Source organism: Streptomyces sp. NPDC059861, from assembly GCF_042731435.1.
Lineage (GTDB): Bacteria > Actinomycetota > Actinomycetes > Streptomycetales > Streptomycetaceae > Streptomyces.
In genome coordinates this window covers 28,171-49,037 of sequence record NZ_JBHWJQ010000050.1, presented here as the reverse complement: position 1 = coordinate 49,037, position 20,867 = coordinate 28,171, and the positions used below count along the sequence as shown (strand labels likewise).

Here is a 20,867-nt window from a genome sequence, read left to right as displayed (position 1 = left end):
CCGTTCCTCCCCCCCCTATCTTTCATGTGTCCCCCCCCCTCACCCCCCCCCCGTAACCGCCGCCCGCCGGGGGGCCCCCCCCCTTTTCCTCGGCCGGGGGCCCCCCCCCCCCCCCGCCGCGAGCCCCGGACGCAGGGGCCACGCCGGGTCCACGGCCTCCTCGTTGCCGCTGCGCGCGAACCACGCCTGCAGTCCCCGCGCCTGTGCCGCGTGCCACACCGCCTGCAAGGTGTGCAACTCGGCGGGGGACAGGCGTTCCAGCCGGGACGCGAAACGGCGCCCGATGGCCCGCACGACGTCCAGCGAGGCCATCGCGTCCGCCGCCGCGTCGTGCGCGCCGTCCAGCGGGACGCCGTAGTGCTCGCACAGGTCGGTGAGCGTGCGACGGCCCTTGCGGTAGCGGTCCAGATGCTTGTCCAGGACCCGGGGGTCGAGCACCAGCAGGGGCACCGACTCGAACCAGCGCCCCAGCGACGAAGCGCGATGCCGGCGCAGCTCGCGATCCAGGAGCGTCAGGTCGAACGGTGCGTTCATCACCACCAACGGCCGCCCGGTGCTCGCCTGTTCGGCCAGCTCGGTGGCTATCTCGTGCATCACCGGCGCAGGCCAGCGGCCGTTGCGCGTCAGATGCTCCTCCGTCAGCCCGTGCACCGCCGTCGCCTCGACGGGCACGGGCACGCCCGGGTTCACCAGCCAGTGGTGCACCCGGGGGCGCGTGCCAGGGGCGTCCTGGACGACGAGGGCGGCCGACACGATGCGGTCGGTCTCGACGTCCACGCCTGTTGTCTCCGTGTCGAATGCCGCCAGGGGGCCCTCGTACCAGCACGTCATACGTACACAACTCCTCGTTCACCCACGGCAGCTGACGCACCGTCTTCTGCCCGTTTGGTGATACCCGGGCTGTTTGCGCCGTACGCCGGGGGGAGACAACAGAAGTACGGGTCCGCGCAGTTCAGCGGCACGTTCCGTGCCTGCGGCCCGACGCGGGGAAATTCACTTGCTTGGAAGGCTGCCGGCCATGGCGATAGCGCAGCCCGAGCGGGGCGGGCTGCTGCCCGAACGCACGGGCCCCCATCGCGGTTCACTCGCCACCACCGCCTGCATGGAGACGTTGCAGGTGGGTTATCTGCACGCTGTCGCGGCCGCCGCCGGCTGCTCCCTGTCCCAGCCCTTTCCGGACAACGGCATCGACTGGCACGTCAGTCACAGCGCGCCCGGGCACACGATCGACGACGAGGTCACCATCAAGGTGCAACTCAAGGCCACGTACCAGATCGCGCCCAAGCCGCCCGGCCGTTTCTTCTCCTTCACGCTCGACAACGACCACCTGGCGAAACTCGCCCGCACCCCGGTCTCGGTGCACAAGATCCTCGTCGTGATGCTCGTCCCGCGCTCGCAGGACGACTGGCTGCGCGCCAGCCACGACCGGCTCGACCTCAGGCACTGCTGCTACTGGGTCAACCTCGCCGGCCACCCCGTCACCGGCCGGCACCGGACCAACGTCCGCATACCGACCTCACGCATCTTCGACGACCGGGTGCTGTGCGAGATCATGACGCGGGTCGGGACGGGAGGCAGACCATGACGCACCGCCCGCTCGACGAGCCCCTGAGGGCCGTACGGCCCCACCCCGAGCCCTGGGAGCAGCCGCCCGAGCCCGGCCAGGTCGACCCCGCCGTGCTCGGCGCGCTGCTGCACCGGCACGGCTGGCAGCGCCGCGGCGGCGCCGCCGGACGCTACGGCCGCTGGACGCCGCCCGGGCCAGGCGCGGGGGGCACCAGCCTGCTCGTGCCGGAGAGCCGGGCCTTCCCCGACAGCGACGACCTGCTCGCCGAGGCGCTCCTGGCCCTCTCCCGCAGCGCCATGCCGTCCGCGCGCGAGGTGCTCGTCGGGCTGAGCGTGCCCAGCGACGAGATCCGCTGGTGGCGTGACGTACCGAGTGGACCCGCGGGTGCCGCGTCCTGGACCGTCGAGGAGCAGCTGCGCTCCGCCGCCCGGCAGACGCTGCTCGCCGGGGCGCTCGCCACCCGCGCGCGTGCGGGCTACTACGGCGCCCGGCACAAGCGCTCCGCCGCCGTGATGCTGGAGAGCGTCCTGGTCGGCGCCGCGACGGGCGGCGGCGGCCTCACCGCCTTCGTCCCCGTCGACCCGGCCCGGCCGCTCGCCGTCCGCCTCCACCAGGCCCTCTACGCCGTCCGCGAGGCCATCGACTACCAGCGCGCCACCGGCGGCATGGACGCCTTCGACGGGGCCGTGGAAGCCGGTGTGAGCCGCGAGCTGACCGAGGCCCTGGTCGCCCTGGTGCGGGGCACGGAGGGCGCCCGCGTCGCCGTCGAGTGGGCGCCCGGCGCCGGACCGCCCGAGGGCGGGTCCGGGCGCGGCGAGGCCGTCGAGTTCTCGCCGGGCGACCTTCCCGTGCTGCGCGAGGCCGGGGCCCGCTTTCTGCGCGAGGAGCCGTCCGTGCCGGTGCGGATCACCGGCGAGGTGGTCCGGATGCGCAGGTCGGAGCGGCGCGGCGAGGGCACCGTACGGTTGCGGGTGCTGGCCGGCGCCGAGATACCGCACGTCCGGCTCACCCTTGACGAGGAGGACTACCGCATCGCCGGGCAGGCCCACCTCGTCGGGCTGCCGGTGCGGGTGCACGGGCGGCTGGAGAGCCGCGGCGGCTTCCGCAGGCTGACGGGCGCCTCCGGGGTCGTACCGGTGCAGGTGGACGAGGTGGAACGGGACCAGCTGCTGAAGTCGTTGCAGGAAAACCTCGACTTCTTCGAGGAGGCCTGCGGCGGGGACTGATTTCGCCTGGGGTGGTCCGGGGTCGGTACGATCCCTTATTGCGCGCGCTCTCGGTACGGCGCCGCATCCACCTTCAGTCAGGAGAGACCGGTGTCAGACGTCCGTGTGATCATCCAACGCGATTCCGAGCGGGAAGAGCGCACGGTGACGACGGGCACCACGGCCGCCGACCTCTTCGCCGGCGAGCGCTCGATCATCGCCGCGCGGGTGGGCGGTGAGCTGCGGGACCTGACCTACGCACTCGCCGACGGGGACGAGGTCGAGGGCGTCGAGATCTCCTCCGAGGACGGCCTGGGCATCCTGCGTCACTCGACCGCGCACGTCATGGCGCAGGCCGTGCAGGAGCTCTTCCCCGAGGCCAAGCTGGGCATCGGCCCGCCGGTCAAGGACGGCTTCTACTACGACTTCGACGTCGAGAAGCCCTTCCATCCCGATGACCTCAAGGCCATCGAGAAGAAGATGCAGGAGATCCAGAAGCGCGGCCAGCGCTTCTCCCGCCGCGTCGTCACCGACGACGAGGCCCGCGAGGAACTGGCCGGCGAGCCGTACAAGCTGGAGCTGATCGGCCTCAAGGGCTCCGCCTCGCACGACGACGGCGCGGACGTCGAGGTCGGCGCCGGTGAGCTGACGATCTACGACAACCTGGACGCCAAGACCGGCGAGCTGTGCTGGAAGGACCTCTGCCGTGGTCCGCACCTGCCGTCCACTCGCCTGATCCCCGCGTTCAAGCTGATGCGCAACGCGGCCGCCTACTGGCGCGGCAGCGAGAAGAACCCCATGCTCCAGCGCATCTACGGCACCGCCTGGCCGTCCAAGGACGAGCTGAAGGCGTACCTGGAGTTCCTCGCCGAGGCCGAGAAGCGCGACCACCGCAAGCTGGGCAGCGAGCTCGACCTGTTCTCCATCCCGGAGCAGATCGGCTCCGGCCTCGCCGTCTTCCACCCCAGGGGCGGCATCATCCGCCGGGTGATGGAGGACTACTCGCGGCGCCGCCACGAGGAGGAGGGCTACGAGTTCGTCTACACCCCGCACGCGACGAAGGGGAAGCTCTTCGAGACCTCGGGTCACCTGGACTGGTACGCCGACGGCATGTACCCGCCCATGCAGCTCGACGAGGGCGTGGACTACTACCTCAAGCCCATGAACTGCCCGATGCACAACCTGGTCTTCGACGCGCGCGGCCGGTCGTACCGTGAACTGCCGCTGCGGCTCTTCGAGTTCGGCACCGTGTACCGGTACGAGAAGTCCGGCGTCGTGCACGGCCTCACCCGCGCGCGTGGCTTCACGCAGGACGACGCGCACATCTACTGCACCCGTGAGCAGATGTCCGAGGAGCTGGACAAGACGCTCACCTTCGTCCTCGGCCTGCTGCGCGACTACGGCCTGACCGACTTCTACCTGGAGCTGTCCACCAAGGACCCGGAGAAGTTCGTCGGCTCGGACGAGGCATGGGAGGAGGCGACCGAGACGCTGCGCGAGGTCGCCGAGAAGCAGGGCCTGCCGCTGGTCCCGGACCCGGGTGGCGCCGCCTTCTACGGACCGAAGATCTCCGTGCAGACCAAGGACGCCATCGGGCGCACCTGGCAGATGTCGACCATCCAGCTCGACTTCAACCTGCCCGAGCGGTTCGACCTGGAGTACACCGCCGCGGACGGCTCCAAGCAGCGGCCGGTCATGATCCACCGCGCGCTGTTCGGCTCCATCGAGCGGTTCTTCGCGGTGCTCCTGGAGCACTACGCGGGCGCCTTCCCGGCGTGGCTCGCGCCCGTCCAGGCGATCGGCATCCCGATCGGCGACGCGCACGTCGAGTACCTGGAGAAGTTCGCCGCGACGGCGAAGAAGCAGGGGCTGCGGGTCGAGGTGGACTCCTCGTCCGACCGTATGCAGAAGAAGATCCGGAACGCCCAGAAGCAGAAGGTGCCGTTCATGGTCATCGCGGGCGACGAGGACATGGCCAACGGCGCCGTCTCCTTCCGCTACCGCGACGGCTCCCAGGAGAACGGCATCCCCGTCGACGAGGCCATCGCCAAGATCGCGAAGGTCGTCGAGGAGCGGACGCAGGTCTGACGCACTCCGACGCACGCCAGGGGCCCCCGGGACGCTGTTCGGCTCCCGGGGGCCTTTCGTCGGCCATGTCCGTCGGCCCTGCCTGGGCTCGGCGGGGTCTCGCAGAGCCCCGGCGACACGCCGCGAATCGCCGAAGCAATATGCTGCCTTGCATGACGAGTGAGCCGGAGCAGCAGATCGGAGTGGGGACGCAGGACGCGTTCCAGCGCCTGTGGACGCCCCACCGGATGGCCTACATCCAGGGTGAGAACAAGCCCACCGGTCCCGGGGCCGACGACGGCTGTCCCTTCTGCTCGATCCCGGCGAAATCCGACGAGGACGGGCTGGTCGTCCGGCGTGGGGCGCAGGTGTACGCGGTGCTGAACCTGTACCCGTACAACGGCGGCCACCTCATGGTGGTGCCGTACCGCCACGTCGCCGACTACACGGACCTCACCGAGCCCGAGACGACCGAGCTGGCCGAGCTGACCAAGCAGGCGATGACGGCGCTGCGCACGGCGTCGGGCGCCCAGGGCTTCAACATCGGCATGAACCAGGGCGGGGTCGCCGGCGCGGGCATCGCCGCGCATCTGCACCAGCACATCGTGCCGCGCTGGGGCGGAGACACCAACTTCATGCCCGTGGTGGGGCACACGCGGGTGCTGCCGCAGCTGCTGGCCGACACGCGGAAGATGCTGGCGGAGGCCTGGCCCACGGCGTGAGAGCGCCGGCCGGCGGGGAGACGGCGCCCCTGCGGGGCATCCCTCCGAGGCATCCGTCCCGCCACCGGGCCGCCTACGCGTCGTACAGGTCGGCCTTCCGGGGCGACGGGTCCTGCACCGCCGTGCTCAGGAACGCCGAGCGGTTGCCGAACTTCTCGGTGTCCACGCCGTTCTCCTGAAGCACCCGGATCGCCGCCGAGTGGACCACGCGGAGCACCGGCGTGGCGGCGCGCAGCGCGTCGTCGGCCATGAACCGGTGCCGCCAGGGCTTCGCGGCCCAGGCGTGCCGCAGGCCGAACGGCTCGGGCAGGGCCAGCGAGCCGCCGAGCCAGTTCAGCAGCGGCGGATACCAGGTCAGCGGCGCCCGGGCAGCCACCCGTACCACCTCGTCGGCGTCGACCAGCGGGAGCTTCACCGTCCGCGTCTCCCAGCGCTTCACGGACTTCTGCACCGACTTCTCCTTCGCCGCCGGCTTGGAGGTGAAGAGCGGGTGCACGGGGCCCAGGGCGTGGCCGGTGACCTCGATGCGCAGCGTCTCGAAGAGGACGGTCACGGTGATCAGCATGGTGATGACCAGCTGCCCGTCCCAGAGCGTCCACTGCACGCCCAGGTAGTGCCGGTCCCCGCTGCCGAACTGCTGCTTGTTGCAGATGTCCTGTATGGCGTGCGACTTGACCTGGTAGGCCTCCACGTCCGTGCCCCCCGGACGGGACACCGCCGTCGCGTTCTCGCCGATCGGCGTGACGACCCAGTGCCGTATCGACGGCTTGGGGAAGCCGCCCGTGTTCAGCGGGCCGCGTTCCAGCATGCGCAGCTGGTCGTGGATGGACCGCACCACGTCCCAGCTGCGGAAAGGATGGATCTCCCGGTCGGGATCGGCCGGTGAGAGGTCCTCCGCGAGCTGCCAGCTGCCCCAGCGGGTGCCCATGCCGAGTATGCCCTTGGGCCCGGCGTAGAAGACGGAGTTGGACTGCTGCTCGGCGCCGAGCCGGGCGAGGGACTGGCGCAGCTGCTCGGCGGCGGTCTCGCCGGGGCTGCTCGGCACCGCCTCGGGCACCTTCGCGCCGACGCTGCTGCCCGACAGCAGGCTGTCCCAGCGCTCCCGCAGGTCCTTCGCGGTGCGCTCGCAGATCTGCTTGGCCCAGAACCAGCCGATCACCGGCATGACCACCGCCGCGCGCGCGTACCAGGCCCAGAAGCCGGTGAACGGCATCTGGACCAGGAAGATCACGGCCAGCGCCCCGACCGCGACGAGCAGCGTGGTCGCGAGCGTCGAGCCCCGCTTGTCCTCACGCCGGGCGATGGTGGTGCGGATCGTGAACACCATCAGCCAGACCAGCAGCCCGGGCAGGAAGAGCAGCCCGCACACGACCATGACGATCGCGAGCAGGTTGTCGCGCTCCCGGCGGATGCGGTTGGCCGCGAGGCAGTGCTCGACGACGACCTGCGGCTCCGCGCCGAACGACTGGATCAGCGGTTCCCGGCCGGAGCCGAGCATGCGGTCGACCACCGCCCGGGAGAAGGCCTCGCCGAGGTTGGGCCGGAAGATCTTCGCCCACTTCCGGCCGGGCTTGACCTTCGACTCGTGCCATTCGTTGTTGGCCTTGAGTATCTCCTCGACCTCGTTGTCCCGGTACGCCGCCGAGGCCAGCGCGTACGTCGCCGTCTGCCCCTCGTCGCCCGTGCGCGGCACCTGCGGCCCGAAGATGTCCGCGTAACCGCTGTCAACGGTCATTCCCGCCCCCGATCGCCGCCACTGTCGCTCCTGCGGCCTTCCCGACTTCCGTGCTCCGCACACCTGTTGATCAGGTCGTCAAAGCCTATCCGCAGGCGCCGACATACGTCGGCGGACGGCCGAAGCCGCCCGCCGAACCGGAGGAGAACCACCGTCCTCGAGCCACGTACGTGCGCGTCCCGCTAGGAAGCGTCCTGCTCCATCTTCCGCAGCCGCTCGGCGACCTGAGGGGGCATCGGCTCGTGCCGCGCGTACCGCCGGCTGAACCGCGCGGTCCCGTGCGACAGCGAGCGCAGATCGACGGCGTACCGCCCGATCTCGATCTCGGGCACCTCGGCCCGTACGAGGGTGCGCCCGCCGGCGGTCTGCTCGGTGCCCAGCACCCGGCCGCGTCGCCCCGACAGGTCGCTCATCACGGCGCCCACGTAGTCGTCGCCGACCAGCACGCTCACCTCGGCCACCGGCTCCAGCAGATGGATCCTCGCGTCGGCCGCGGCCTCCCGCAGCGCGAGCGCGCCCGCCGTCTGGAACGCGGCGTCCGAGGAGTCCACGGAGTGCGCCTTGCCGTCCAGCAGCGTGATCCGCACGTCGACGAGCGAGTGTCCCGCGGCGATGCCCTTGGCGGCCTGTGCGCGGACACCCTTCTCGACCGACGGGATGAACTGGCGCGGCACCGCGCCGCCGACGACCTTGTCGACGAACTCGATGCCCGAGCCGCCCGGCAGCGGTTCCACTTCTATCTCGCAGATGGCGTACTGCCCGTGGCCGCCGGACTGCTTCACATGCCGGCCGCGCCCGCCCGCCTTGGTCGCGAACGTCTCCCGCAGGGGGACCCGGTGCGGTACGACGTCCACCTGGACGCCGTACCGGCGGCGCAGCCGTTCCAGCGCGACGTCGGCGTGTGCCTCGCCCAGGCACCACAGGACCACCTGGTGGGTGTCCTGGTTCTGCTCCAGCCGCATCGTCGGATCCTCGGCGACCAGCCGGGCCAGCCCCTGGGAGAGCTTGTCCTCGTCCGGTTTGCTGTGTGCCTGGATGGCGAGCGGCAGCAGCGGATCGGGCATGTCCCAGGGCTCCATCAGGAGCGGGTCGTCCTTGGCGGAGAGGGTGTCGCCGGTCTCCGCGCGGTTCAGCTTGGCCACGCAGGCGAGGTCGCCCGCGACGCAGTGCGAGACGGGGCGCTGCTGTTTGCCGAACGGCGTGGACAGGGCGCCGATGCGCTCGTCGACGTCGTGGTCCTCGTGGCCCCGGTCGGTCAGTCCGTGCCCGGAGACGTGCACGGTCGCGTCCGGCCGCAGCGTCCCGGAGAAGACCCGCACGAGGGAGACGCGGCCGACGTACGGGTCGGACGAGGTCCGCACGACCTCCGCGACCAGCGGCCCGTCCGGATCGCACAGATCCAGCTCGCGCGGCCTGCCGTCGATGGTGGTGACCCGGGGCTGGTCGTGCTCCAGCGGGGTCGGGAACCCTCCGGTGACCAGCTCCAGCAGCTCGACCGTGCCGAGGCCCTGGCGGGCGCCGTCGCCGGCGGGAGCCGCGGCCAGGACGGGGAAGAAGGTCCCGCGCGCGACAGCCCGCTCCAGGTCCTGCACGAGTGTCTTGACGTCGATCCGTTCACCGCCCAGGTACCGGTCCATGAGGGTCTCGTCCTCGCTCTCGGCGATGATCCCCTCGATGAGGCGGTTGCGGGCCTCCTCGATCAGCGGCAGCTGGTCCTCGCCCGGCTCGGACTCCTTGCGCTCGCCCGTCGAGTAGTCGAACAGCTTCTGCGACAGCAACCCGATCAGCCCGGTCACGGGCGCGTGCCCGTCCGGCGCCTGCGGGCCGTGCAGCGGCAGGTACAGCGGCAGCACGGCGTCGGGGTCGTCGGCGCCGAAGGCCTCCGCGCAGATCCGCGTCATCTCCTCGAAGTTCGCGCGGGCGGCCTCCAAGTGCGTGACGACGATGGCGCGCGGCATGCCGACGGCAGCGCACTCCTCCCACACCACGCGGGTCGAGCCGTCCACACCGTCCGATGCGGAGACGACGAAGAGGGCCGCGTCCGCGGCTCGCAGACCGGCCCTTAGTTCCCCGACGAAGTCGGCGTATCCGGGGGTGTCGAGAAGGTTGATCTTGATGCCGTCCCACTCGACGGGTACCAGGGAGAGCTGCACCGAGCGCTGTTGCCGGTGCTCGATCTCGTCGTAGTCGGAGACGGTGCCGCCGTCCTCCACGCGGCCCGCCCGGTTCACCGCCCCCGCGGTCAGCGCGAGAGCCTCCACCAAGGTCGTCTTTCCAGCTCCGCAGTGGCCGACCAGCACCACATTCCGTACGGACGCGGGCTGGTCGGCCGCCACTGCTCTGCCGGCGGCTCCGGGGTGTGCATTGGTCTTGTCGCCCATGATTCTGCCTCCCGTGCACGGTGAGGTCACTGTGGGCGCGGACACGCGGAACCCGCGTGCTGGGCGGCTCCGGCGACGCCCGCGATCCTTCGAGCTTTCCACTCCCGTCACGTGGCGTCCATACAGAGGACGCGAAGCCGCCGACCGGCGGCGGTTGCGGGCCGCCGGCCCGACCGCCCGACCGGCCGTGGGTGCCGAGCGGTCGCCCGCTCGCGCGCGTGGCTACGATGGGCCAGCCGACGGCCAGCAGGGCCGCGCGGCGCCAGCGACCCTCGGGAAGGCCATGCTGAACAAGTACGCGCGTGCATTTTTCACGCGTGTCCTCACACCGTTCGCCGCGTTTCTCATCCGCCGGGGCGTGAGCCCCGACACGGTCACGCTGATCGGCACCGCGGGCGTGATGGCGGGCGCCCTGGTCTTCTACCCCCAGGGCGAGTTCTTCTGGGGCACGGTCGTCATCACCCTCTTCGTCTTCTCCGACCTCGTCGACGGGAACATGGCCCGCCAGCTGGGCCGCTCCAGCCGCTGGGGCGCCTTCCTGGACTCCACCCTGGACCGGGTCGCCGACGGCGCCATCTTCGGTGGCTTCGCCCTCTGGTACGCCGGTGGTGGCGACGACCTCGTGCTGTGCGCCGTGTCGATCTTCTGCCTGGCCAGCGGCCAGGTGGTGTCGTACACCAAGGCGCGCGGCGAGTCGATCGGCCTGCCGGTCGCGGTGAACGGGCTCGTGGAGCGCGCCGAACGCCTGGTGATCTCGCTGGTCGCGGCCGGGCTCGCGGGCCTGCACGCGTTCGGCGTGCCGGGGATCCAGGTGCTGCTGCCGATCGCCCTGTGGCTCGTCGCCGCCGGCAGCCTGATCACACTGATCCAGCGGGTCGTCACGGTCCGCCGCGAGTCCGCGGAGGCGGAGGCGGCGGAGCGGGAGAACACCGACAATGCCTCTCAGGGGAGGGAGGCGGCGAAATGAGCGCTCGGGACAGCCTGACGGACGCCCTGTACGGCCTCGGCTGGAGCACGGTGAAGAAGCTGCCCGAGCCGGTGGCCGTGCGGCTCGGGAACTCCGTGGCCGACCTGGCCTGGAAGCAGCGCGGCAAGGGTGTGCTGCGGCTGGAGGCCAACTACGCGCGCGTGGTGCCCGACGCGTCCCCGGATCGGCTCGCCGAGCTCACGCGCGCGGGCATGCGCTCGTACCTGCGCTACTGGATGGAGTCCTTCCGGCTCCCGGCCTGGAGCGCCGAGCGCGTCAAGGCCGGTTTCGACCCCAAGGACCTGCACCACCTGACCGACGGCCTGGCCGCGGGCAAGGGCGTCGTACTGGCGCTGCCGCACCTGGCCAACTGGGACCTGGCCGGCGCCTGGGTCACCGCCGAGCTGGGTATTCGCTTCACCACAGTCGCCGAGCGGCTGAAGCCGGAGACGCTCTACGACCGCTTCGTTGCCTACCGCGCGGGTCTCGGCATGGAGGTCCTGCCGCACACCGGCGGCTCCGCCTTCGGCGCCCTGGCCCGGCGGCTGCGGGACGGCGGTCTGGTCTGCCTGGTCGCCGACCGTGACCTGTCGGCCTCCGGGGTGGAGGTCAGCTTCTTCGGCGACACCGCCCGGATGCCGGCCGGACCGGCGCTGCTGGCCCAGCAGACCGGGGCCCTGCTGATGCCGGTGACGCTCTGGTACGACGACTCACCCGTCATGCGGGGCCGTCTGCATCCCCCGATCGAGGTACCCGAGTCAGGCACCCGGGCCGAGAAGACGTCTGTCATGACGCAGGCCCTGGCGGACGCCTTCGCCTCGGGGATCGCCGAACATCCGGAGGACTGGCACATGTTGCAGCGGCTGTGGCTCAAGGACCTCGACCCCGCCAAGGGCGGTCCGGCGGCCCCGGATGCCACGAAGGGGTCCCAGTGAGGATCGGCATCGTCTGCCCGTACTCGTGGGACGTGCCGGGCGGCGTCCAGTTCCACATCCGCGACCTGGCCGAGTACTTCATCCGCCAGGGGCACGAGGTGTCCGTCCTCGCCCCCGCCGACGACGACACCCCGCTCCCGCCGTACGTCGTCTCGGCAGGCCGCGCGGTCCCGGTGCCCTACAACGGCTCGGTGGCCCGGCTGAACTTCGGCTTCCTGTCCGCGGCACGGGTACGCCGCTGGCTGCACGACGGCGCCTTCGACGTGATCCACATCCACGAACCGGCGTCCCCGTCGCTCGGCCTGCTGGCCTGCTGGGCCGCGCAGGGCCCCATCGTCGCCACGTTCCACACCTCCAACCCCCGCTCGCGCGCGATGATCGCCGCCTACGCGATCCTCCAGGCGGCACTGGAGAAGATCAGCGCCCGGATCGCGGTCAGCGAATACGCCCGCCGCACGCTCGTCGAGCACCTCGGCGGGGACGCCGTGGTGATCCCCAACGGCGTCGACGTCGACTTCTTCGCCAAGGCCGAGCCCCATCCCGACTGGCAGGGCGGGACCATCGGCTTCGTCGGCCGGATCGACGAGCCCCGCAAGGGCCTGCCGGTGCTGATGCGGGCGCTGCCCAGGATCCTGGCCGAGCGGCCGCAGACGCGGCTGCTGGTCGCCGGCCGCGGGGACGAGCGGCAGGCGGTGGAGTCGCTCCCCGCCGAGCTGCGCTCCCGGGTGGAGTTCCTCGGCATGATCAGCGACGAGGACAAGGCCCGCTTCCTGCGCAGCGTCGACGTGTACGTGGCACCCAACACCGGCGGCGAGAGCTTCGGGATCATCCTCGTCGAGGCGATGTCGGCGGGCGCCCCTGTGCTGGCCTCGGACCTGGACGCCTTCACCCAGGTCCTCGACCAGGGCGCAGCGGGCGAGCTGTTCGCCAACGAGGACGCGGACGCGCTGGCCAAGGCAGCGCTGCGGCTGCTGGGCAACCCCGAGCGGCGCAAGGAGCTTCGGGAGCGGGGCCGCGCGCACGTCCGCCGGTTCGACTGGTCGACGGTCGGCGCGGACATCCTGTCGGTCTACGAGACGGTCACGGACGGCACCACCGCGGTCGCCGCCGACGAGCGATCCGCCGGACTGTGGGGCCGGTTCGGGCTGGCCCGCGACTGACTGATCACGCCCGGACAGCACCCCGGTAGCCTTTCCGCCCGTGACCGCAACCCTGATCTGGATCCTCGTCGCCCTCCTCGCCGTCGGCGTGTACCTGAGCTGGACGGCGGGCCGCCTGGACCGGCTGCACGCCCGGATCGACGCCACCCGGGCCGCCCTGGACGCACAGCTGCTGCGCCGCGCCTCCGTGGCTCAGGAGGTGGCCACCTCCGGGGTGCTCGACCCGGCGGCCTCGATCGTCCTCTACGAGGCGGCGCACGCGGCCCGGCAGTCCGAGGAGGAGCACCGGGAGGTCGCCGAGAGCGAGCTGAGCCAGTCCCTGCGCGCCGTGTTCGCCGACCCCCAGCAGGTCGAGGCGGTCCGGGAGGCGCCCGGGGGAGAGGCGGCGGCCCGCGAGCTGACCGAGGCGGTCCGGCGGGTGCCGATGGCCCGCCGCTTCCACAACGACGCCGTGGGGGCCGCCCGCAGGCTGCGGCAGCACCGCAAGGTGCGCTGGTTCCGGCTGGCCGGGCACGCCCCCTTCCCCATGGCCTTCGAGATGGACGACGAGCCGCCGACGGCCCTGGCGGACCGGGCCGCCTAGCCCCGCGTGGCGGAAAACGATCCACCGGCTGTGCATTGGCCCTTGCTGTGGCCTGCACACCTCCCGTTTCCTCGGTGTTTGCAGAAACCCTCTTTCACGTCAGTGAGGTCACCCGTGTCCAGCACGCTCCCCAACCCCGCCCAGTCCCAGGACAACGCCGCCACCGGCACCGCGCGCGTGAAGCGCGGCATGGCCGAGCAGCTCAAGGGTGGCGTGATCATGGACGTCGTCACGCCGGAGCAGGCGAAGATCGCCGAGGACGCGGGCGCCGTCGCCGTCATGGCCCTGGAGCGCGTCCCGGCCGACATCCGCAAGGACGGCGGCGTGGCCCGGATGTCCGACCCGGACATGATCGAAGGCATCATCGACGCCGTCTCGATCCCGGTCATGGCCAAGTCCCGCATCGGCCACTTCGTCGAGGCCCAGGTCCTGCAGTCCCTCGGCGTCGACTACATCGACGAGTCCGAGGTGCTCACCCCCGCCGACGAGGTCAACCACTCCGACAAGTGGGCCTTCACGACCCCCTTCGTCTGCGGCGCCACCAACCTCGGTGAGGCCCTGCGCCGCATCGCCGAGGGCGCGGCCATGATCCGCTCCAAGGGCGAGGCCGGCACCGGCAACGTCGTCGAGGCGGTCCGCCACCTGCGCCAGATCAAGAACGAGATCGCCCGACTGCGCGGCTACGACAACAACGAGCTGTACGCCGCCGCCAAGGATCTGCGCGCTCCGTACGAGCTGGTCCAGGAGGTCGCCGAGCTCGGCAAGCTCCCGGTCGTGCTGTTCTCCGCCGGCGGTGTGGCGACCCCCGCCGACGCCGCGCTGATGCGCCAGCTCGGCGCCGAGGGCGTCTTCGTCGGCTCCGGCATCTTCAAGTCCGGCGACCCGGCCAAGCGCGCCGCCGCCATCGTGAAGGCGACCACCTTCTTCGACGACCCGAAGATCATCGCGGACGCGTCCCGCAACCTCGGCGAGGCCATGGTCGGCATCAACTGCGACACCCTCCCCGAGACCGAGCGCTACGCGAACCGCGGCTGGTAAGGCACTGCATCCCATGAGCAACACCCCCGTCATAGGCGTCCTGGCCCTCCAGGGCGACGTACGGGAGCACCTCATCGCCCTGGCCGCGGCCGACGCCGTGGCCAGGCCGGTCAGGCGCCCCGAGGAGTTCGACGAGATCGACGGCCTGGTGATCCCCGGCGGCGAGTCCACCACCATCTCCAAGCTGGCCAACCTGTTCGGCGTGATGGAGCCCCTCCGTGCGCGCGTGCGGGACGGCCTGCCCGTCTACGGCACGTGCGCGGGCATGATCATGCTGGCCGACAAGATCCTCGACCCGCGCTCGGGCCAGGAGACGATCGGCGGCATCGACATGATCGTGCGCCGCAACGCCTTCGGACGGCAGAACGAGTCCTTCGAGGCCGGGGTCGACGTCGCGGGCGTCACGGGAGATCCTGTGGAGGGTGTCTTCATCCGCGCCCCCTGGGTCGAGTCCGTCGGCGCCCGGGTCGAGGTGCTGGCCGAGCACGACGGCCACATCGTCGCGGTCCGCCAGGGCAACGCGCTCGCCACGTCGTTCCACCCGGAACTGACCGGCGACCACCGCGTGCACAGCCTGTTCGTCGACATGGTGCGCGCGACCCGCACAGCGGAGTCCTTGTAGGATCTCTGGCGTTCGTTGCAGAGATGGGTTACGCGAAGGAGACAGGCAGATGTCCGGCCACTCTAAATGGGCCACGACGAAGCACAAGAAGGCCGTGATCGATGCCAAGCGCGGCAAGCTCTTCGCGAAGCTGATCAAGAACATCGAGGTCGCTGCGCGCATGGGCGGCGTCGACCTGGAGGGCAACCCGACCCTCTACGACGCCGTGCAGAAGGCCAAGAAGCAGTCGGTCCCGAACAAGAACATCGACTCCGCGATCAAGCGCGGCGGTGGCCTTGAGGCCGGTGGCGCCGACTACGAGACGATCATGTACGAGGGCTACGGCCCCAACGGTGTCGCGGTCCTCATCGAGTGCCTCACCGACAACCGCAACCGCGCCGCCTCCGACGTCCGTGTCGCGATGACCCGCAACGGCGGTTCCATGGCCGACCCCGGCTCCGTGTCGTACCTGTTCCACCGCAAGGGTGTCGTCATCGTCCCCAAGGGCGAGCTCGGTGAGGACGACGTCCTGGGCGCCGTGCTCGACGCGGGCGCCGAGGAGGTCAACGACCTCGGTGAGTCCTTCGAGGTGCTCAGCGAGGCCACCGACCTGGTCGCGGTCCGCACGGCCCTGCAGGACGCCGGGATCGACTACGACTCCGCCGAGGCCAACTTCGTCCCGACCATGCAGGTCGAGCTGGACGAGGAGGGCGCGAAGAAGATCTTCAAGCTGATCGACGCGCTGGAGGACAGCGACGACGTGCAGAACGTCTTCGCCAACTTCGACGTGAGCGACGAGATCATGGAGAAGGTCGACGCGTAACACCGCCGCGGGCTCCAGCGTGCTCCACGGGCCGACGGGACACACCCCGTCGGCCCGTCGCGTTGTCGGCGGCACCCGATAGCCTGCACGAACTGGGGGTACCAGCGCAGCGGCAGCTGGGGAGAGCGAAGGAGGGGCGGGTGCGCGTACTGGGTGTGGACCCGGGACTGACCCGGTGCGGTGTCGGCGTCGTGGAGGGGGTTCCCGGACGTCCCCTCAACCTGCTGGGCGTCGGCGTCGTCCGCACGCCGGCGGACGCCGACCTGGGGCACCGCCTGGTGGCCGTCGAGCAGGGCATCGAGAAGTGGCTCGACGAGCACCGGCCCGAATTCGTCGCCGTGGAGCGGGTGTTCAGCCAGCACAACGTACGCACGGTGATGGGCACCGCCCAGGCCAGCGCCGTCGCGATGCTCTGCGCGGCCCGCCGTGGCATCCCCGTCGCCCTGCACACCCCCAGCGAGGTGAAGGCCGCCGTCACCGGCTCCGGCCGCGCCGACAAGGCTCAGGTCGGTGCCATGGTCACCCGGCTGCTGCGGCTCGACGCCCCGCCGAAGCCGGCCGACGCCGCCGACGCACTGGCACTCGCCATCTGCCACATCTGGCGTGCCCCCGCGCAGAACCGCCTTCAGCATGCCGTCGCCCAGCACACCGCAAGAACCACCGCATCGAAAGGCCGCACGGCATGATCGCCTTCGTCAGTGGCACGGTCGCCGCACTCGCACCCGACGCCGCGGTGGTCGAGGTCGGCGGCGTCGGCATGGCCGTCCAGTGCACGCCCAACACGCTGTCCACACTCCGCCTGGGTCGGCCCGCCAAGCTCGCCACCTCCCTTGTCGTACGGGAGGACTCGCTCACCCTCTACGGCTTCGTGGACGACGACGAGCGCCAGGTCTTCGAGCTGCTCCAGACCGCGAGCGGAGTGGGCCCCCGGCTCGCCCAGGCCATGCTCGCCGTGCACACGCCCGACGTCCTGCGCCGCGCCGTCGCGACCGGCGACGAGAAGACACTCACCGCCGTCCCCGGCATCGGCAAGAAGGGCGCCCAGAAGCTGCTGCTGGAGCTGAAGGACCGCCTGGGCGAGCCGATCGGCGCCCCCGCGGTCGGCTCGCCGGTCAGCACCGGCTGGCGCGACCAGCTGCACGCCGCCCTGATCGGCCTGGGGTACGCGACCCGGGAGGCCGACGAGGCGGTCGCCGCGGTCGCACCCCAGGCGGAGGCCGCCGAGGGCACGCCCCAGGTGGGTCAGCTGCTGAAGGCGGCCCTGCAGACACTCAACAGAGCCCGATGACGCGCGGCGCCGCGCACGGCACGGGACGGCGGCGGACGCGAGCCGCCCGCCGCACCGGCTGAGACCGCCCGAAGAGCGGCGCCCACCTCCTCGTACGACCCATCCGACCGCGAACGCACCCGAGGCCCACGCACATGAACTGGGACGACCCGACCGACCCCGCCGACACCGAGCGGCTGGTGGGCCCTGTCGCCGACCGTGAGGACCAGGCCGTCGAGGCCGCGCTGCGCCCCAAGGACCTGGGCGAGTTCATCGGCCAGGAGAAGGTCCGCGAGCAACTCGACCTCGTCCTGCGCGCCGCACGCGCGCGGGGCGCCACCGCCGACCACGTGCTGCTCTCCGGCGCCCCCGGCCTCGGCAAGACCACTCTCTCCATGATCATCGCGGCCGAGATGGGCGCCCCGATCCGCATCACGTCGGGCCCCGCCATCCAGCACGCGGGCGACCTGGCCGCGATCCTCTCCTCCCTCCAGGAGGGCGAGGTCCTCTTCCTCGACGAGATCCACCGCATGTCCCGGCCCGCCGAGGAGATGCTGTACATGGCGATGGAGGACTTCCGCGTCGACGTCATCGTCGGCAAGGGCCCCGGCGCCACCGCGATCCCCCTGGAGCTGCCCCCGTTCACCCTGGTCGGCGCCACCACGCGCGCGGGCCTGCTGCCGCCCCCGCTGCGCGACCGCTTCGGCTTCACCGCCCACATGGAGTTCTACGAGCCGGTTGAGCTGGAGCGCGTCATCCACCGCTCGGCGAACCTGCTGGACGTCGAGATCGACACCGACGGCGCCGCCGAGATCGCCGGCCGCTCCCGTGGCACGCCCCGGATCGCCAACCGGCTGCTGCGCCGCGTGCGGGACTACGCGCAGGTCAAGGCCGACGGGATCATCACGCGCGAGATCGCGGGCGCGGCGTTGCAGGTGTACGAGGTCGATCCCCGCGGCCTCGACCGCCTCGACCGCTCCGTGCTCGAAGCGCTGCTGAAGCTGTTCGGCGGCGGACCGGTCGGCCTGTCCACGCTCGCCGTGGCGGTGGGGGAGGAGCGCGAGACCGTCGAGGAGGTCGCCGAGCCGTTCCTCGTGCGGGAGGGTCTGCTCGCCCGGACTCCGCGCGGCCGGGTCGCCACCCCCGCGGCCTGGGCGCATCTCGGCCTCACTCCGCCCGGCCAGGGCACGGCGGGAACCGGACAACAGGACCTGTTCGGGGCGTGACGGCGAGCGCATTGGCCGCAGCAGGAACCCCGGTGCCATGCTGAGCGTTGTTCCATGCGCGCGGACTCGCTTAGACTCCGCCGATGCCGCCTTCCTCGGCGGCTGACATACCCCCATCCAACAGGCCGCCCACCTGCGCGGTCGTGCGAAGGAAATCGTCCCGTGAATAGCCTCGTGACCCTCCTCCCGTTCATCGTGCTGATCGGGGCCATGATCCTTATGACCCGCTCGGCGAAGAAGAAGCAGCAGGCCGCCGTCGACATGCGGAACCAGGTGCAGCCCGGTTCCGGAGTCCGCACCATCGGGGGCATGTACGCAACGGTCAAGGAGGTCAACGAGGACACGGTCCTCCTCGACGCCGGCCCGGGCGTCGACCTCCTCTTCGCCAAGAACTCCATCGGCGCGGTGCTCACCGACGACGAGTACAACCGCATCGTGCACGGCATCGAGCACGACCTGAAGGACGACGCGGACACCGTCCCGGACGACGCCTCCTCCCTCACCAAGGACGACGAGCCCGTCGAGGCCGCCCCCGCCGACGAGAAGTCCGTCGACCTCGGCAAGAAGGACGTGGACGAGGAGCCCGCCGACGCCGCCGAGGCGAAGCAGGACGAAGTGCCGAAGAAGACCGACGGCGACGCCGACGCGAAGTAGTCAGTCCCGGAGTGCGCGGGCCGGGCTCGGGTGCCCGGGACAGGCGCAACCCGCACGGGATCCCGACACCATGTCATGGCCGTCCGCCCGCTGACCCGGAGTGAGGCGGCCCGAGAGGGAGTACGAGAAGGTGGCAGCACCTAAAAAGGGCCGGAGCTCGAGCGCCCAGAGCAAGCCATGGCGCTCGCTGGCCCTGATTCTGATCGCCCTCGTGGCGCTCACCGGGGGAATGTTCGTCTCCGGACACACCACTCCGCGTCTCGGCATCGACCTGGCCGGTGGTACGAGCATCACGCTCGGGGCAGTCGCCGAGGACGGCAACGAGGCCGCGATCAACCCGACCAACATGAACACCGCGGTCGAGATCATGGAGCGCCGCGTCAACGGTCTGGGTGTCTCGGAGGCCGAGGTCCAGACGCAGGGCGATCGCAACATCATCGTCAACATTCCCAAGGGCACCAACTCGCAGCAGGCCCGGGAACAGGTCGGCACCACCGCCAAGCTCTACTTCCGCCCGGTCCTGGCCACCGAGCCCTCCGGCGGCACAGCCCCGCAGAACCCCCCCTCGCCCAGCGCCTCCCCGTCCCCCGGCTCGGACAAGGCGACCGACCCGGACAAGGCCACCGACCCGGAGAAGGCCACCGGCTCGGAGAGCCCCTCGCCGTCGGACTCCGCGAGTCAGAGCGGGACCCCCTCGGACGGCGCCACCACCCAGGGCCGCGCCGTCACGGACGCGCTGAAGGACGACCCCAGCCCCTCGGCGTCCGGCTCCGGGGCGCCCAGCCCCACCCCGTCGGCGAGCGGCGGCGCCACCGGCGACGACAGCAAGCTCCAGGCGCAGTACGCGGCGCTCGACTGCAGCAAGCAGTCGGTCCGCGCCAGCACCGGTGAAGGCGCCAAGCCCACCGACGCCACCGTGGGCTGCGGCGAGATCCAGGGCGTCTGGTACAAGTACCTGCTCGGCCCGGCCGGCGTCGACGGCACCGAGGTCGACGACGCCCAGGCCGTCTACGACACCCAGAGCGGCGCCGGCTGGAAGGTCCAGATGGACTTCACCTCCGCCGGTGCCAAGAAGTTCGCCGACATCACCGGCAAGCTCGCGCAGAACCAGTCGCCGCAGAACCAGTTCGGCATCGTCCTCGACGGCGAGGTCGTCTCCAGCCCGTACGTGAGCCAGTCGATCACCGGCGGCAACGCCGAGATCTCCGGCAGTTTCACGCAGGAGGAGGCCCAGGGCCTCGCCAACATGCTGTCGTACGGCGCGCTGCCGCTGACCTTCCGCGAGGACAGCGTCACCACGGTGACCGCGGCGCTCGGCGGCGACCAGCTCGAGGCCGGCCTGATCGCGGGCGCCATCGGCCTCGCCCTGGTCGTGCTCTACCTGCTCGTCTACTACCGGGGCCTGTCGTTCATCGCCCTCCTGTCGCTGCTGGTGTCCGCGGCGCTCACGTACACGCTCATGGCGCTGCTCGGCCCGGCCATCGGCTTCGCGCTGAACCTGCCGGCCGTCTGCGGTGCCATCGTCGCCATCGGCATCACGGCGGACTCGTTCATCGTGTACTTCGAACGAGTCCGGGACGAGATCCGCGAGGGCCGCTCGCTGCGTCCCGCCGTCGAGCGCGCCTGGCCGCGTGCCCGGCGCACCATCCTGGTCTCCGACTTCGTGTCGTTCCTGGCCGCGGCGGTGCTGTTCATCGTCACCGTCGGCAAGGTGCAGGGCTTCGCGTTCACGCTCGGCCTGACCACCGTGCTCGACGTCGTGGTCGTCTTCCTCTTCACCAAGCCGCTGCTGACGCTCATGGCCCGCCGGAAGTTCTTCGCGAACGGTCACCCGTGGTCCGGTCTCGACCCCAAGCGTCTGGGCGCGCGGCCACCGCTGCGCCGCACCCGCCGTCCCTCGCATCCCGCAGGCCCCGTCGAAACGAAGGAGGCCTGA

At 71.2% G+C, this 20,867-nt stretch carries 19 protein-coding genes; 16 read left to right on the top strand and 3 right to left on the bottom strand.

The window, feature by feature from the left end:
- Nucleotides 1-39: 39 nt before the first annotated feature.
- Nucleotides 40-831, bottom strand: a complete 792-nt coding sequence (locus tag ACFV6X_RS31975) for a 3'-5' exonuclease (protein WP_385389594.1) — start codon at nt 829-831, stop codon at nt 40-42.
- A gap of 187 nt (nt 832-1,018) precedes the next feature.
- Here ACFV6X_RS31975 and ACFV6X_RS31970 point away from each other — a divergent pair, with 187 nt between their 5' ends.
- The 4 genes from ACFV6X_RS31970 to ACFV6X_RS31955 all read left to right on the top strand — a co-directional run bounded on the left by ACFV6X_RS31970 (nt 1,019) and on the right by ACFV6X_RS31955 (nt 5,561).
- Entirely contained in the window at nt 1,019-1,585 is a 567-nt protein-coding gene (locus ACFV6X_RS31970; protein ID WP_385389593.1) for a DUF4365 domain-containing protein, read from the top strand.
- Complete coding sequence (locus tag ACFV6X_RS31965) at nt 1,582-2,793, top strand: hypothetical protein (RefSeq protein WP_385389592.1); 1,212 nt, start codon at nt 1,582-1,584, stop codon at nt 2,791-2,793. The genes ACFV6X_RS31970 and ACFV6X_RS31965 overlap by 4 nt, the downstream gene beginning before the upstream one ends.
- Before the next feature lie 90 nt (nt 2,794-2,883).
- Nucleotides 2,884-4,860, top strand: coding sequence for a threonine--tRNA ligase (gene thrS, locus ACFV6X_RS31960; RefSeq protein ID WP_385389591.1), 1,977 nt, complete (start codon nt 2,884-2,886; stop codon nt 4,858-4,860).
- A gap of 140 nt (nt 4,861-5,000) precedes the next feature.
- Nucleotides 5,001-5,561 carry an HIT family protein gene (locus ACFV6X_RS31955; protein WP_385389589.1) on the top strand — a complete coding sequence of 187 codons (561 nt, stop codon included), beginning with the start codon at nt 5,001-5,003 and terminating at the stop codon, nt 5,559-5,561.
- A gap of 73 nt (nt 5,562-5,634) precedes the next feature.
- On the opposite strand, the gene ACFV6X_RS31950 is transcribed toward ACFV6X_RS31955, so the two are convergent.
- Nucleotides 5,635-7,296: a hypothetical protein gene (locus ACFV6X_RS31950; protein WP_385389587.1), complete on the bottom strand. Its 1,662-nt coding sequence runs from the start codon at nt 7,294-7,296 to the stop codon at nt 5,635-5,637.
- A 182-nt stretch (nt 7,297-7,478) separates the two neighbouring features.
- The gene (locus ACFV6X_RS31945; protein ID WP_385389586.1) at nt 7,479-9,677 is read right to left on the bottom strand and encodes an elongation factor G-like protein EF-G2; all 2,199 of its coding nucleotides are present in this window, start codon (nt 9,675-9,677) and stop codon (nt 7,479-7,481) included.
- A gap of 283 nt (nt 9,678-9,960) precedes the next feature.
- Here ACFV6X_RS31945 and pgsA point away from each other — a divergent pair, with 283 nt between their 5' ends.
- The 12 genes from pgsA to secD all read left to right on the top strand — a co-directional run bounded on the left by pgsA (nt 9,961) and on the right by secD (nt 20,867).
- Nucleotides 9,961-10,644 carry a phosphatidylinositol phosphate synthase gene (gene pgsA / locus ACFV6X_RS31940; protein WP_385389585.1) on the top strand — a complete coding sequence of 228 codons (684 nt, stop codon included), beginning with the start codon at nt 9,961-9,963 and terminating at the stop codon, nt 10,642-10,644.
- Nucleotides 10,641-11,579 (top strand): phosphatidylinositol mannoside acyltransferase, encoded by a 939-nt coding sequence (locus ACFV6X_RS31935; RefSeq protein ID WP_385389584.1) that lies wholly within the window; start codon nt 10,641-10,643, stop codon nt 11,577-11,579. Before pgsA ends, ACFV6X_RS31935 begins: the two co-directional genes overlap by 4 nt.
- Complete coding sequence (locus tag ACFV6X_RS31930) at nt 11,576-12,739, top strand: glycosyltransferase family 4 protein (protein ID WP_385389582.1); 1,164 nt, start codon at nt 11,576-11,578, stop codon at nt 12,737-12,739. The genes ACFV6X_RS31935 and ACFV6X_RS31930 overlap by 4 nt, the downstream gene beginning before the upstream one ends.
- A gap of 40 nt (nt 12,740-12,779) precedes the next feature.
- Complete coding sequence (locus ACFV6X_RS31925) at nt 12,780-13,322, top strand: hypothetical protein (RefSeq protein ID WP_385389580.1); 543 nt, start codon at nt 12,780-12,782, stop codon at nt 13,320-13,322.
- Nucleotides 13,323-13,436: 114 nt separating this feature from the next.
- Nucleotides 13,437-14,360 (top strand): pyridoxal 5'-phosphate synthase lyase subunit PdxS, encoded by a 924-nt coding sequence (pdxS, locus tag ACFV6X_RS31920; protein ID WP_365449001.1) that lies wholly within the window; start codon nt 13,437-13,439, stop codon nt 14,358-14,360.
- Nucleotides 14,361-14,373: 13 nt separating this feature from the next.
- Nucleotides 14,374-14,982 (top strand): pyridoxal 5'-phosphate synthase glutaminase subunit PdxT, encoded by a 609-nt coding sequence (gene pdxT, locus ACFV6X_RS31915; protein WP_385389579.1) that lies wholly within the window; start codon nt 14,374-14,376, stop codon nt 14,980-14,982.
- Between the two features lie 49 nt (nt 14,983-15,031).
- Nucleotides 15,032-15,784, top strand: coding sequence for a YebC/PmpR family DNA-binding transcriptional regulator (locus tag ACFV6X_RS31910; protein WP_365449005.1), 753 nt, complete (start codon nt 15,032-15,034; stop codon nt 15,782-15,784).
- 140 nt (nt 15,785-15,924) lie between these two features.
- Nucleotides 15,925-16,470, top strand: coding sequence for a crossover junction endodeoxyribonuclease RuvC (gene ruvC, locus ACFV6X_RS31905; protein WP_385389577.1), 546 nt, complete (start codon nt 15,925-15,927; stop codon nt 16,468-16,470).
- Nucleotides 16,467-17,072, top strand: coding sequence for a Holliday junction branch migration protein RuvA (ruvA, locus tag ACFV6X_RS31900; RefSeq protein ID WP_385389576.1), 606 nt, complete (start codon nt 16,467-16,469; stop codon nt 17,070-17,072). Before ruvC ends, ruvA begins: the two co-directional genes overlap by 4 nt.
- Before the next feature lie 134 nt (nt 17,073-17,206).
- Nucleotides 17,207-18,277: a Holliday junction branch migration DNA helicase RuvB gene (ruvB, locus tag ACFV6X_RS31895; protein WP_385389574.1), complete on the top strand. Its 1,071-nt coding sequence runs from the start codon at nt 17,207-17,209 to the stop codon at nt 18,275-18,277.
- A gap of 162 nt (nt 18,278-18,439) precedes the next feature.
- Nucleotides 18,440-18,931, top strand: a complete 492-nt coding sequence (yajC, locus tag ACFV6X_RS31890) for a preprotein translocase subunit YajC (protein WP_385389572.1) — start codon at nt 18,440-18,442, stop codon at nt 18,929-18,931.
- 130 nt (nt 18,932-19,061) lie between these two features.
- Nucleotides 19,062-20,867, top strand: coding sequence for a protein translocase subunit SecD (secD, locus tag ACFV6X_RS31885; RefSeq protein ID WP_385389569.1), 1,806 nt, complete (start codon nt 19,062-19,064; stop codon nt 20,865-20,867).